The 12,742-nt window shown below is 69.4% G+C and carries 14 protein-coding genes, 4 tRNA genes and 1 pseudogene; 12 read left to right on the top strand and 7 right to left on the bottom strand.

Annotated features, from left to right (window positions below; all coding sequences use genetic code 11):
- The first annotated feature begins 73 nt into the window (after positions 1-73).
- From VZL07_RS16390 to VZL07_RS16365, 6 genes and pseudogenes are all read left to right on the top strand, one after another.
- Complete coding sequence (locus VZL07_RS16390) at positions 74-280, top strand: helix-turn-helix transcriptional regulator (RefSeq protein WP_095956843.1); 207 nt, start codon at positions 74-76, stop codon at positions 278-280.
- A 518-nt stretch (positions 281-798) separates the two neighbouring features.
- Positions 799-1,359 carry a toprim domain-containing protein gene (locus tag VZL07_RS16385; RefSeq protein ID WP_426756474.1) on the top strand — a complete coding sequence of 187 codons (561 nt, stop codon included), beginning with the start codon at positions 799-801 and terminating at the stop codon, positions 1,357-1,359.
- Entirely contained in the window at positions 1,356-2,438 is a 1,083-nt protein-coding gene (locus VZL07_RS16380) for an AAA family ATPase (protein ID WP_426756473.1), read from the top strand. Before VZL07_RS16385 ends, VZL07_RS16380 begins: the two co-directional genes overlap by 4 nt.
- A complete protein-coding gene (locus VZL07_RS16375; RefSeq protein WP_426756472.1) occupies positions 2,435-2,644 on the top strand; it encodes a helix-turn-helix domain-containing protein in 210 nt (69 codons plus the stop codon). Before VZL07_RS16380 ends, VZL07_RS16375 begins: the two co-directional genes overlap by 4 nt.
- 12 nt (positions 2,645-2,656) lie before the next feature.
- The gene (locus VZL07_RS16370; protein WP_426756471.1) at positions 2,657-2,926 is read left to right on the top strand and encodes a helix-turn-helix domain-containing protein; all 270 of its coding nucleotides are present in this window, start codon (positions 2,657-2,659) and stop codon (positions 2,924-2,926) included.
- Between the two features lie 2 nt (positions 2,927-2,928).
- A pseudogene (locus VZL07_RS16365) lies at positions 2,929-4,023 on the top strand (tyrosine-type recombinase/integrase); the annotation flags it as partial.
- Positions 4,024-4,223: 200 nt separating this feature from the next.
- On the opposite strand, the gene VZL07_RS16360 reads toward VZL07_RS16365, so the two are convergent.
- Positions 4,224-4,297, bottom strand: a tRNA-Arg gene (locus VZL07_RS16360).
- 426 nt (positions 4,298-4,723) lie between these two features.
- Here VZL07_RS16360 and VZL07_RS16355 point away from each other — a divergent pair.
- Together VZL07_RS16355 and VZL07_RS16350 are read left to right on the top strand one after the other, a co-directional pair.
- Positions 4,724-5,521: a DUF6597 domain-containing transcriptional factor gene (locus VZL07_RS16355; protein ID WP_426756470.1), complete on the top strand. Its 798-nt coding sequence runs from the start codon at positions 4,724-4,726 to the stop codon at positions 5,519-5,521.
- 86 nt (positions 5,522-5,607) lie between these two features.
- On the top strand, positions 5,608-5,997 hold the full coding sequence (locus VZL07_RS16350; RefSeq protein ID WP_426756469.1) for a VOC family protein: 390 nt from the start codon (positions 5,608-5,610) through the stop codon (positions 5,995-5,997).
- Between the two features lie 6 nt (positions 5,998-6,003).
- Here the strand turns inward: VZL07_RS16350 and VZL07_RS16345 are convergent.
- From VZL07_RS16345 to VZL07_RS16330, 4 genes are all read right to left on the bottom strand, one after another.
- A tRNA-Pro gene (locus tag VZL07_RS16345) sits at positions 6,004-6,079 on the bottom strand.
- Between the two features lie 10 nt (positions 6,080-6,089).
- Positions 6,090-6,163, bottom strand: a tRNA-Leu gene (locus VZL07_RS16340).
- Between the two features lie 33 nt (positions 6,164-6,196).
- Positions 6,197-6,268, bottom strand: a tRNA-Gly gene (locus VZL07_RS16335).
- A 97-nt stretch (positions 6,269-6,365) separates the two neighbouring features.
- Positions 6,366-6,512 (bottom strand): hypothetical protein, encoded by a 147-nt coding sequence (locus tag VZL07_RS16330; RefSeq protein ID WP_426756468.1) that lies wholly within the window; start codon positions 6,510-6,512, stop codon positions 6,366-6,368.
- Positions 6,513-6,669: 157 nt separating this feature from the next.
- Between VZL07_RS16330 and VZL07_RS16325 the strand changes: the two genes are divergently transcribed.
- The 3 genes from VZL07_RS16325 (at position 6,670) to VZL07_RS16315 (ending at position 10,447) form a co-directional block, all read left to right on the top strand.
- Positions 6,670-8,028: a hypothetical protein gene (locus VZL07_RS16325; RefSeq protein WP_426756467.1), complete on the top strand. Its 1,359-nt coding sequence runs from the start codon at positions 6,670-6,672 to the stop codon at positions 8,026-8,028.
- Between the two features lie 140 nt (positions 8,029-8,168).
- Positions 8,169-9,494 carry a magnesium transporter gene (gene mgtE, locus VZL07_RS16320; protein WP_426756466.1) on the top strand — a complete coding sequence of 442 codons (1,326 nt, stop codon included), beginning with the start codon at positions 8,169-8,171 and terminating at the stop codon, positions 9,492-9,494.
- Between the two features lie 44 nt (positions 9,495-9,538).
- Positions 9,539-10,447, top strand: a complete 909-nt coding sequence (locus tag VZL07_RS16315) for a DUF6929 family protein (RefSeq protein ID WP_426756465.1) — start codon at positions 9,539-9,541, stop codon at positions 10,445-10,447.
- A 20-nt stretch (positions 10,448-10,467) separates the two neighbouring features.
- Here the strand turns inward: VZL07_RS16315 and VZL07_RS16310 are convergent, their stop codons facing one another.
- Complete coding sequence (locus tag VZL07_RS16310; protein ID WP_426756464.1) at positions 10,468-11,373, bottom strand: tetratricopeptide repeat protein; 906 nt, start codon at positions 11,371-11,373, stop codon at positions 10,468-10,470.
- Complete coding sequence (locus VZL07_RS16305; RefSeq protein ID WP_426756463.1) at positions 11,373-11,663, bottom strand: hypothetical protein; 291 nt, start codon at positions 11,661-11,663, stop codon at positions 11,373-11,375. The genes VZL07_RS16310 and VZL07_RS16305 overlap by 1 nt, the downstream gene beginning before the upstream one ends.
- A gap of 250 nt (positions 11,664-11,913) precedes the next feature.
- Between VZL07_RS16305 and VZL07_RS16300 the strand changes: the two genes are divergently transcribed.
- Complete coding sequence (locus VZL07_RS16300; protein ID WP_426756462.1) at positions 11,914-12,741, top strand: SDR family NAD(P)-dependent oxidoreductase; 828 nt, start codon at positions 11,914-11,916, stop codon at positions 12,739-12,741.
- Position 12,742: the final 1 nt, after the last annotated feature.

Raw genomic sequence — 12,742 nt, 5'->3', positions numbered from 1 at the left:
CCAGCCGTCCCCACGTAATCAACAGGCCGGACGACTCACGATTGCCCTGCTTTTCACAGCACGGAGGCAATCGGTGTCGGACGCAGAAACACTTCCCGGTCTTCTCAGGCTCCCGGCGATCCTCAAGCTCATCCCCGTCAGCCGTTCCACATGGTGGGCGGGGGTTCGCTCGGGTCGTTTCCCTCAACCGGTCAAACTCGGGCCTCGCATCACCGCATGGCGCGCGGGCGATATCGCGATGCTCATCGGCGAGTCGCGCGCGCGGGGAGGCCGTTCGTGAGCCTCGCCCTCCCAAACTGGTTCTCCGAGGTGCGAGAGCGGGGCGTTGAAGCAGTCGCGCGTGGGCTCGGCCTGGAAGTTGGCAGGCGTGGGCCACGCGGGGCATTCATCAGGCCGTGTCCCGCCTGCGGGGCGGCGAACCGTCACCCTTCACGCCGTGACAAACGCGGTGCCGTCGGCCTCACGCCGGATGGGCGCGGCTGGCGCTGCCACGAGTGCGACGCTCACGGCGACGCTGTGACGCTCGCCGCATGGGTCATCGCTCAGAACCCCAGGCCGAGGGACTGGACGCCGGTGCGCGCAGCGTTGGCGGATGGCCTGGCGGTTTCTCTCGCGTCGCCCTTGCGTATGCAGCCCATGGCGCCATCACGCGCCCTGCGCCCCCCGAAAGCCGAGCTTGAATCCCTCTGGCGCGCGAGCTTTCCGCTGGATGCGGTCCCCTCCGGCCTTGACCCATCTTGGACCGGAGCGGTCCGCGTCTACCTCTCGACGCGCGGCTTCGACATGGGATGGCTCACCATGCCGGAGACCCGCGAGCTTGCGCGCATCCTTCCGCCGCCCGAGCGCTACCCATACCCGACGTGGTGGCCTTACCCACCGGAGGTGTACCGGCTCGCGCTCCTCGCCTTCGAGCCTGATGGAAACGTGGCCTCAATCCAGGCACGCGCCATCCGGGCGGGCCTTCCGGCGAAGGACAAGACGCGCAACCCGCGAGGGTTCTCCTACGCGGGAACGCTCTTTGCCGATGGCCGGGGCCGGGAGTTCCTCCGGGCAGTGCGGGGCGCGGAGACTCTGGCTGCGCTCGAAGCCGTGGTGGTGACCGAGGGGCTCACGGACACGATCAAACTCGCGCAAGTCGCCTGCCGTTACGGGCGGCGCTGGGCAGTGCTCGGCATGGTGGCTGGGAGCGTGAACGCCTTCCGTTCCCTCTCGGCTTGGCCCACACGAGTTCCCTGCTGGGTCGCAACCGATGGAGACGAAGCAGGAGACCGCTACGCACTCCAGGTTCGCGAGGCGCTCCCTGTAGGAGTCACGGTCGAGCGGGTGGACTTCTCGTCCCGCCAGGAGGGCGAGCGATGAGCGGAGACGATGCCTCCGGCCGCCCGGATGAGGAAGTGCTCGCAGCCATGACTCATCGCCGCAAGTCGGTTCCGGTTCCGCCTATAGGGGCGGGAACTGGGAACCGGTTCCCGGAACCGCCGGGAACCGTCGGAACCGTTCCGCCCCTCTTCGAGCCTCTCGCGGACTTCCTTGCTCGCACCAGGGATCTGCCGCCCCTCTCCTGGCTCATTGAGGAGGTGGTTCCAGACTCCGGCAACCTCCTCATCGTGGCCGCGCCAGGAGTGGGCAAGACGTACCTCGCGCTCGTCATCGCCAAGAAGGCGGCGGAAGTTGGGCGGCACTCCTTCTTAGTGTTCGAGGAGGGGCGGCCGCGCAGCATGTTCGACCGCTTCACGGCCCTTTGCTTCCTCCCGGATGCCCTCGTGCACATCGCCCACCGTAAGGGGGTGCGGCTTGAGGACGCTGCGATACGCGAGCAAATCGCCACGCACCTGTGCGCCCACGAGGCGCCTGTCCTGGTTCTCGACCCGTTCTCCTCGATGTTTCTCGGGAATGAGAATGACACCGAAGCCGTGAACCAGGCGAAGGAGCACATCCAGTCTCTCGCCACCATCAACCCGCGTGCGCTCATCGTGCTGGTGCACCACACCTCGAAGGCGGGCGAGCGCGGCGAGGGGCCACCCATCCACGCGGCAAGGGGAAGCACTGTGCTGTCGGGGTGGGCGGACATGCAGGTGAACCTCACGCGAGAGGACACGCCACGTCACTCGGGGCTTGTCTCCTTCGTGGCGCAGGTGGCGAAGGGGCGTGATGGGGAAACAGCGCAGCGCCACCAGTTCACGCTCTCCCTTGCCGATGGCACTGTGACCATCGAGGACGTGACCGAGACAGCCGCGCAGGACAAGGAGCAACAGGTACGGCGGGTGCTCGCCTCCGCGACTACCCCTCTCAACAAAGCGCAGTTGGCCAAGATGGTGGGTGGGAGACGGCAGGTTGCTTTCCGGGCCATCAACGCGATGGAAGAACGGGGCGAACTCAAGTGGGAAGGGCGCGGGTGCACCCTCGCCCCGGGCACGGCTACGGAGCAGGAGCCATGAGCAGCCACCCCGAACCGCTCTGGCGGGTGCAGGACGTTGCCCGCTTCCTCTCCATGTCCACCTCGTGGGTCTACAAGGAGGCCGAAGCGGGACGGCTTCCCTGCGTGCGCATCGGCGCGGCGCTCCGGTTCCGGCCCGAGGAAATCCGCACGTTCCTTGAGCGCCACCGAGTTCCCCGTGGGTCCGTCACCCTGTTGCGCCGCTAGGAGGTTAAGTGCATGTTCGTGTCCATGGGGACTTCACCTCGCCCGCGCTCCAAGCGCACCGCTCCGGAAGTGCTCACGCTTGCCGATCTCCGGCGGCTCCGTGGCCTCACTCAGGTTGAGCTGGCCGCCGCAGCCGGAATGGACCAGTCCGAGCTTTCCAAGGCGGAGCGCCGGACGGGCCACCGGGTTTCCACGCTCCGGCGCTACGTCGAGGCGCTCGGGGGCAATCTGGAAGTGTTCGCCCGCTTCGGCTCGAAGCGGATTCGCCTCAAGGGGGTTTGACCATGGCCAGCATCTTCAAGCGCGATGGTTCCTGGGTGGTGAAGTGGAAAAACGGGGCGGGCCGGTGGGTGCAGCGTCGAACCAACTGCGCCACGAAGCTCGCAGCCCAGGAACTCGCACGCGAGTTGGAGCGCAAGGCCGAGTTCCAGCGCCTCGGGCTGGAGCCCATCGAGGTCCCCGTCTCCCTCACCTTCGGGGAACTGCTCGACTGGTACGCGCAGAACTTCGCCGGGCAGCTTCGCTCCCAGGGGGACCGGCTCGCGGCCGAGAAGCACCTTCGGCCCCGCCTGGGCGCGTTGGCGCTCCCCGAGGTGACCACGGCTCGCATTGATGAGGCGCTCTCCGCAGCCGCCGACCTGTCGCCCAAGTCGGTCAACAACCTGCGCGGCTTCGCGCAGACCGTCTTCTCTAAAGCCATCCAGCGCGGGCTCTGGAAGGGCGCCAGCCCCGTGGATGCCGTCCCTCGGCGCAAGGTGCCCAAGCGCGCCCCGTCCTACCTCAAGGCCGAGGAGGTGGGGCCGGTACTCGCCCAGGTGCCCCCTGAGTGGCGGTGCCTGTTCGCCACTGCCGTCTATACCGGGATGCGGCGCGGCGAACTGGTGGCTCTCCAGAAGGTGGACGTGGACCTTGAGCAGGGGGAAATCCTCGTCACGAGGAGTTGGAAGGCGGGCACCACGAAGGGCGGGCGGGCCCGACTCGTCCCCATCCACCACGAACTGCGGCCCTACCTCGCCCAGGCGATGCGGGAGAGCCCCTCGGGGCTGGTGTTCCCTCGTCCGGATGGCTCGATGCACTCCCTGAACGTGGACCTTGCCCCGCTGCTCCGGTCCGCGATGAGCCGCGCCCAGCTTGTCGATGGGTGGGCCCACAAGTGCCGCCGCTGTGGACGCGTCGAGCACGCGACCTCATCCGAGGTGCGCCGCTGCTCCAAGGCGGGCTGCGGCTTCATGCTGTGGCCCTCGCCCAAGCCGCGCGCCATCCGCTTCCACGACCTGCGCCACACCACGGCAACCCTGCTGCTCAAGGCGCGGGTGCCGCTGGCGGTGGTGCAGCGCATCCTCGGGCACTCCTCGCCCACGATCACGGCCGGCGTCTATGGCCACCTCGATGTGGACGACATGCGCGCGGGCCTGGCGCAACTGAGCTTCCAGCCGACCGAGGAGCCTCTTGCGCAGGTGCTCCCGCTGGCCGTGGGCGGCCCGCATGGTGCGCCGGTGGTGCGGAACTCGGAGGAGGTGGCTCAACGCGCAGACGCCTCCAGGGAGATTCCCGAGACGCTGCGCGGGGTTGAGGGAAGTGGTCCTGGCAGGAGTCGAACCTGCGGCCTCTCGGTTCGCAACCGAGTGCTCTCATCCACTGAGCTACAGGACCGGGAACAACGTGGGACAGCGGACATGGAGTCCGCGCTGTCAGAAAGAAGCGATGCCGTCGAAGAGGTCTTCGGGCTCGGACTCGGTGGGGACGGTGTTCATGGGCGCCACCTCGGGTGAGCGCTCCGACAGGGAATCGAACCCTGTTCACACGGTAGACGGCCGTGCTGCGATCCAATCGCATCCCGGAGCGAACCCGGAGAACGACGCGCCAGGGCACAGCGCCTGACTGCGCCCGTTCCGCTTCTCCAGCGTCCTTGCCTGCTTCCGCGCCAGCGGAGCATCACTGGCGTGGACCCGCGTCTCATCCAGGTCCAGAATCAGGCGCAGCTTGTCTATCGGGCGCATCGTCGAAGGCGCCATCCCGGATGACCCGGTTGAGCCCCAGTGCCCGACAGGGAGCGCACGTTGCGGGAGCAGTGGTGTGATGACGGAGGACGTTCAACCGCAGGGCTACACGCAGTGGACACCACCCGGCCCGCTGGCGGACGCGGTGGACGCGTTCTGGCAGTTCTGGGTGCCCCACCGCCCGGCACTCAGCGCCCCGCTGCCTCGGCAGCACCGCGTGCTGCCGGATGGCTGCACGGACCTCATCTTCGACTTCCAGCAGTCCCCGGGTCCCGTGTGGCTCAGCGCTCCACGGCTGGCCGTCGTCGGCCCCATGAAGCGCTTCATCCTCGTCGACCTCGCCCCCGGCGCGGTGAGCCTGGGTGTCCGGCTCAGGCCGGGGTGGGCGCAAGCGCTGCTGGGCGTCAGCCCCCGTGAGCTCTGCGGGCACAACGTCTCCGTCATGGACTGTGCCCCCGCCCTCGCCGAGCTTCAGGAGCGGATGGCGGCCTGTGACTCCGCGAGGCACGCCATGGCCCTGCTCCAGCACACCATTGCCCGAAGATGGGCCGCGTTCCGGGAAGGCGCCAACGCCCGTACTGTCCTGGCCCTGAGTCGGCTTCATGCTTCGGCGGGACAGGTGCGGATGGCCGAGCTGGCACGGTCGCTCGGCGTGAGCGAGCGCACCCTGCATCGGGACATCCTGGATGCCGCGGGCGTCCCTCCGAAGCTGCTGGCCCGGGTGCTGCGCTTCCAGCGAGCGGTGTCGTGCCTGCGCGCTGGCGGTGACGTGGCCCTGAGCACCCTGGCGCTCGATTGCGGGTATGCCGACCAGGCCCATCTGTCACGTGAAGTCCGGGAGCTGGCCGGCGTGTCGCCCACCGCACTCCTGGGCTGAGCCACGTCCGATTCCTTCAAGACAGGCGCCCGGGCCCCATGGGACGACGGTCCCCGCAGTCCTTCACCTGACTGACAGGAGCCACCATGAAGCTCGGCTACATCATCTTCTACGTGCGGGACGTGAGCGCCACCGTCGCCTTCTACGAGAAGGCCTTTGGCCTGGCGCGGCGCTTCGTCCACGAGACCGGCACCTACGCGGAGATGGAGACAGGCACCACCGCGCTCGCCTTCGTCGAGGAAGGAGCCGCGAAGGAGCACGGGTTCTCGATACGGCATCTCCGTCCGAACGACGAGGCCTCCGCCGTGGAGGTGGCGCTCGTCACGCCCGACGTGGCCGGCGCGTATGCGCGTGCGGTGGATGCGGGCGCCCAGGCCACGCAAGCGCCCAAGCAGAAGCCCTGGGGGCAGACGGTGGCCTACGTGAGAGACCTCAACGGAGTGCTCGTGGAGCTCTGTACACCAATGGCTGGATAGCCGGAGTCGGGACGACTGGATTTGAACCAGCGACCTCGCGCACCCCAAGCGCGCGCTCTTGTCCAGGCTGAGCTACGTCCCGAAAACAACCATGCCGCGGGCGGGATTCGAACCCGCACCCTCTGCATTCTGAGTGCAGCGCCTCTACCAGTTGGGCTACCGCGGCGTGCTTCGATGACGGCAAGGGTGATTGCCGAAAAGCGGTCGACGGGATTCGAACCCGCATTCACCTGGATGGCGACCAGGGGCCTTACCTCTCGGCCACAACCGCGCGTGCTGCACCGGCCCTGAAACGGCAAAGGCCGGGTTCCCGCTGGGGAGCCCGGCCTCTGGCCTGCCACGCCACGTCGATGGACGGGCGTGCGGCGTCAGAGTCCGGGCCTACGACCGCCAACGGGTAGGCGGGGCAGCACGGGAGCGGGGGCCAGGGCGACGGGCGAGAGCACGCCGATGCCGATGACAGTGTCGTTCAAGGTGTCGGGATTCATCGGGCTCGTCAGGTTCATCGTCGTCATGTCACCGCTCCTTTCTGTGAAATAGGACGCGCGGGAAACGCGAGACCTGACACCGCGGCGACGCCCACCAGCGCCCCTGCCTGTGAATGGGGTAGAAAGCGCCTGGAGCATGTGCCGCCTCCCCCTGGCCGAGGTCACCCGGGCGGCCCCCCTCGCGATGAAGACCGTCCCCTGCCTGCTCGCGGTGTCCGCGGCGCTCTCCTTCTCCGGCTGTGCGAGCGACGCGGATGACTGCGGCATCCCACCGCTGCCTGGAGGCGTGGGGCAAGGGGTGCCCCTGCTCTCCCTGGGGCACTCCGCGGACCTCCGGGTCCAACCCAGCCTGCGCCTCTCGTGCGAAGGCACCGACATCCCCCAGCTCCCCGACAGCGTCGCTTCGGAGGTGTTCGACCCTCACAACCTCGTCATCGCCTCCGAGGCCACCCTCTCCGAGAACGGGCAATCCGCCTCCGTCCGGTTCACGCCAACGACGACCGGCCGGTATCACGTCCGTGTCGCCTTCTCCCCCGTGGGAAGCCTCCAGCAGTTCGGTGCCTATGTGACAGGCGCGTGGACCGGAGGTGGCCCGACCGGACTCGCGCTGCCCCGCTGCACCCAGCTGGACCGCACCACGCACGGCACCTGGCTCTGTGACGGTGTGGCGATACACGGCTCAGGTGGAGACACGACCCGGCTCGGCGACACCCTCGGTCCACTGGACGTGGCGGTCGCGGGCAACGTCGTCTGGGTGGTGGGCGGGGACCGGGTGCGCCGCTTCGTCGACACCGGCTCGGCGCTCGAGCTCACCGGCTCGCTCCTGCTCGGTCAACGCGACACGGTGACGGTCATCCAGAGCCGGCTCGCCACCGAGGACGAGCTGTGGGTGCTCGACTCGCAGCACCTGCACCGCTTCACCTTCACGCCGGAGGGCGTGGTCACCGGCGCCGCGCCGACACCCTGGGGCTTCGTCAATCAGCTGCCCTTCGGGGTGGACCTGGTGCTGGGCCTGCTCGTGCGCGCGGGTCCCGACACGGCCCTGGTCGTCCAGATGACGCCGGAGCCGAACAGCCGCGCGTGCGCCTTCCAGGTGGGCCCGACTGGGGGCTTCGTCACCTCGGAGGCACCGTGCCAGTCATTGCCGGGCGTGCCGGCGGGCATCGAGGACGGCGCGGTCTGGACGCGCGTGGACAACGCCTTCCTGCCCCAGCCCGGACAGACGCTCTACCGGTGGGCGGCGGAGAACGGCGTATTGACCGAGCGGGGCACCTTGATGGTGGATTCGCCTATCGAGCTGGTGAGCGCGCCCCTCCGCCCCGGCTTCGCCCTGCCCTTCCTCCAGTGGCGCCAGTCCCGAGCCGCTGCGGTGCCCGTGGTGCCCCAGGCGCCGGGCCCCCTGGGCCTGGAGCTGCTCCCCGGCAACGTGGACCTGGCCTCCGGGCTGCGCACCATCTCCCCCGGCTTCTATTGGGAGGCGGACGTGGGGCTCGGCATCAACGGCACCCGGGTCTACGAACGAGGCGCGTCGTCGTTGAAATAAGGGGACCGTTGGGGCACACACGGAAGAAAAGCGCGAAATGTCGCCTGCCTGCCTCTCGCGATGCCCGCTCCGTGGGTGTAGAGAGGCCGGCGCGTCGCGGCACCACGCGCTCCACCCGACACGCCCGGAGGTGAGCCCTCATGATGGAAAGCCCCCAGAGCGCTCCGCTCTCCATGGAGGAACTGCACGAGGCCTGGCCCGTGCTCTCCATCGACGAGCGGCTGGAGGGCTTCCGGCTGCTCCCCGCCTCGGTGGCGGACGACTTCTTCCTGGCCCTGTCGGCACGTGAGCAGGCGGAGCTCATCCTCCACCTGCACCCCGCCGAGCGGCGGACCTGGGTCCGGCTGCTGCCCCCGGACGACCTCGCCGACCTGGTCCAGGCCGTGGAGCCCGAACAGGCGGACTCCATCCTGTCGCAGCTCGACGATGCCAGCCGGCGCGAGGTCAATGTGCTGCTGGCCTACGCGGAGGACGACGCCGGCGGTCTGATGAACCCGCGCTTCGCCCGCGTGCGGCCGGACATGACCATCGACGAGGCCATCGGCTACCTGCGCAAGCAGGCCCGCGAGCGGGTGGAGACCGTCTATTACGCCTACGTGCTCGACGCCGAGCAGCACCTGCAAGGCGTGCTGTCCCTGCGCCAGCTGTTCCAGGCCGCCAGTGACAAGCGGGTGGCGGACGTCATGCAGCGCGACGTCATCACCGTCTCCGAGGACACCGACCAGGAGGCCGTGAGCCGCCTCTTCACGGAGCACGGCTTCATGGCCCTGCCCGTGCTCGACGCCCAGCAGCGGATGAAGGGCATCGTGACGGTGGACGACATCGTCGACGTCGTGCAGGAGGAGGCCACCGAGGACATCCAGAAGGCCGGCGGTATGGAGGCCCTGGAGGCGCCCTACTTCGAGGTCGGCTTCTTCGGCATGCTCAAGAAGCGCATCGGCTGGCTGCTGGTGCTCTTCCTGGGACAGATGCTCACCGCCACCGCGATGAGCAGCTTCGAGGACGAAATCGCCACCGCCGTGGTGCTGAGCCTCTTCGTGCCGCTCATCATCTCCTCGGGTGGCAACTCCGGCAGCCAGGCGTCCACGCTCATCATCCGCTCGCTCGCGCTGGGGGAGATGCGCCTGAAGGACTGGTGGCGCGTGGCCCGCCGCGAGCTGCTCTCCGGCCTGGTGCTGGGGCTGGTGCTGGGCGTGGTGGGCCTGGCGCGCATCCTCATCTGGAACTCCATCTCCGGCGTCTATGGCGAACACGCGCTCGTGCTGGGCATCACCGTCGCCCTGTCCGTGCTGGGCGTGGTGACGTTCGGCACGCTTGCGGGCTCCATGCTGCCCCTGGTGCTGCGGCGCTGCGGCTTCGACCCCGCGAGCGCGTCCGCCCCCTTCGTTGCCACACTGGTGGACGTTAGCGGCGTCGTCATCTACTTCACCGTCGCCAGCCTGCTCCTGCGCGGTACGCTGCTCTGAAGCGCCGGGGCCCGTGAGGCCACGGCTTCACGGGAGGCACGGCCATGATTCACCTCACTGTGCGGCGCACCCTCGACCTGGAGGCGCCCGTCGCGCCTGGACGCCCGTCACATGTCGCCACGGCCAGCGGCCTGGTGCGCGTGGGCGACTGGCTCTACGTCGTCGCGGATGAGCCGCTGCACCTGGCCGCCTTCCCCCTCCAGGCAGATGCTCCCGGACATGGGGTGGAGCTCTCCGCCAACCACCAGCCCGAGGCGCCCGTGTCGCTCAAGTCGTCGACGCCCGACCTGGAGGTGCCCTGCCGGACGGGCCCGTTCAATGGAGCACCCCACGGCGCGCTGCTGATGCTGCCTTCAGGCCGCGCCGAGGGCCGCAGGCGCGGCGCCGTGGTCCCCCTGGGCGCGGATGGCGCGCTGGCGGGCGACGCCCGGCCCGTGGACTGCACGGCGCTGTACACCCAGCTCTCCCGGGAGCTCGGGCCGCTTTGCATCGCAGGGGCTGCGCAGACAGGCGGACTGCTGCGGCTGCTCCAGCGCGGGAGCGGAGACGGGGGAACGGACGCCCTGGTGGACCTGGACGCCGAACGCGTGCTGCGAGGCCTGGAGGCCGGCGCGCTGGGGCCGGACGTGGTGCGCATGACGCGCCGCTGGGAGCTGGGCCAGGCCGGGGGCATGCGGCTGGCCTTCACTGCCGCCTCGCCGCTGCCCGAAGGCCGCCTCGTCTTCACGGCCACCGCTGGAAGCGCGGCGACGACCGTGGGCGGCTCCGTCGTGGGCATGCTGGCGCCGGATGGCTCGCCGCTGTTCCTGGATGCGCCGGCGGGCACCGTGGTGCTTACCGGCGTGGATGCCCGGGTGGAGCGGGGCCGCGTCCAGGTGCTGCTGCTGGCGGTGTCGGAGGACGGCTCAGCGCCTGCGCGCCTGCTGGAAGCGACGCTGGACACCCCCGCGTAGGCCAGGCGGGGGTCGGCGCGTCAGTCGTGCTCGTGCGCGGCTTCCTCGGGCCTGCCGCCCACGGCCTCCAGCGACGTGCGCGCTGGACGGACGCGGTCGAAAGCGACTTCGCGCTTCCCCACGCCCGTGGCGGTGGTGTTGGCGATGCGCCGCCGGGCGCGCGCGATGTAGTCCTGCACGAGCGCGGGGTCGGGGTGCGTCTTCAGCGCCTCCACCCACGTCTCGATGGCCTTCTCGTTCTCTCCGGCGTCGGCGCGCAGCTTGCCCATCTCGAAGAGGGCGTGCGGCGCGAGCTCGGAGTCCGGGAAGCGGGTGCGCAGGTCCGCGAAGGTGCGCGAGGCCTCCTGGCGGCGGCCCTCCATCATCGCGATGGCCTGGGCCTGGAGGTAGAGGGCGTCATCCACGAACGCGCTGGTCGGGAAGCGCTCCATGACGCGGCGGGTCTCCAGCTCGCATTGCTGGTAGTCGCCCAGCTCGAAGTAGAGCTTCGTCACCAGGTAGTGCAGCTCCGCGCCCTGCGGCGGGTTGAGCTTGAGCGCGGCGGTGAGCTGGTCGATGGCGCCGCGCAGGTCGCGGTAGTGCACGCGCAGCAGGTCCGCGAGGATGATGCGGGCCTCAAGCGCCTCGGGGGACTCGGGGCACTGCTGGATGAGCTCGCGGTAGACGCCCACCGCTTCCTTCACCTTCCGCTGCTCCAGCCAGTAGACGTCCGCGGCCCCCTTGAGGGCGCGTGCGCGCAGGACGAGGGCTTCCGGCGACGAGTCGTGGCGAAGCGCATCGAAGGCCTTGCGATACTCGACGAGCGCCTCGTCGGGGCGCTTCTCGAAGATGGCATCACGGGCCCGCTGGAGGTGGTCCGCGGGCTTGTCCCGGCACCCGGTGGCGGCCAGGGACAGCACGGCGAGCGCGAGCCGCAGGGACCTCATCAGTCGCAAGCCTCCGGCGTCACGGTGACGCACTTCGTGTCCTGACAGCGGACGCAGACCTCTGCCGGGGAGACATCCGTGACGCAGACGTTGACGCGCGAGGTGCGCGGGCAGTCCTCGGACGTGATACAGCGATAGGGCTCGCCGCCGTCGCGTGTGATGTCACTGGCCGTCGAGCCACAGACTTCCAGGTCATTGCATCCAAAGAGGCCCACCGCGATGGCGGCGAACGCTCCGCACCAGGCGCGTCTCACGGCGGCGGTTCTACCCGGATTCGACCGCGTCGTCACTGACGCGACGCTCGCCTGCCTGGTGTCTGGAACGGCTGGAGCACCGGCGTGCGCGAATTCGGGACAGGGATGTCAGGTGTGTCATGGAGCACCCGGTGTTGCCTGCCACCGGCCGAACGGCAGAACACCCACGGAGTGTCGCAACAACTGGAAGCCGAGCGACATGCAAGGGTGATGGCGGAGATGGCAGTGGAAGGAACATGCTGGGGTGCATCCTCATGGAGGTTCGCGAGGAGCTTCGACGACGCGCATGAGCCTTCCATCCCATCCGAGAGCCGTGGTCACCGGAGCCGGCGGCGGTCTGGGACGCGCGCTGTGTGAGGAGCTCGGCCTCCGGAAGGCCCGCGTGCTCGTGGCCGACATCGATGCCGCCTCCGCCGAAGACACGGCGCTGCGCGTCAGGCGAGCGGGCGGCGAGGCGCACGTCCACGTCTGCGACGTCACCGACGCGGCCCAGGTCGAAGCCCTGGCCGATGCCGCCGAGCAGGCCTTCGGCGGCGTGGACCTCCTCGTCAACAACGCGGGGGTCGTCAGCGCGGGCGCCGTGGGCACGCTTCCACTCGCGGAGTGGAAGCGCGTGCTCGACATCAACCTGTGGGGCGTCATCCACGGCTGCCATGTCTTCGTGCCCCGCCTGCGCCAGCAGGGCTCCGGGCACATCCTGAACATCGCCTCGGCCGCGGGGCTCGTGTACGTGCCCGACCTCGCCGCATATAACGTGTCCAAGGCCGGCGTGATTGCGCTCTCCGAGACGCTCCACGCGGAGCTGAAGGCCTCGGGCATCGGCGTCACCGTGGCGTGCCCCAGCTTCTTCCGCACCAACATCGCCAGCGCGGGTCGCTATACCGATGAGTCGCTGCGCACGCTCGCCGTCCGGATGACGGGCACCGCCCGGATCGGGCCGGACGTCATCGCGCGCAAGCTGCTGAAGGCGGTGGACGCCCGGAGCCTCTACACCGTGCCCATGGCGGACGCCCGCTGGGGCTGGCGCCTCCGCAGGCTGTCTCCCGACCTCTTCCTCCGCGCCGTCGCCGCGCTGGACCGCTCCGCACGCGCGTGGCTCCTGAGACGAGGCTGAG

It is taken from the genome of Pseudomyxococcus flavus (assembly GCF_050038885.1).
GTDB lineage: Bacteria > Myxococcota > Myxococcia > Myxococcales > Myxococcaceae > Myxococcus > Myxococcus flavus.
This window is presented reverse-complemented; position numbering and strand designations above follow the sequence as displayed.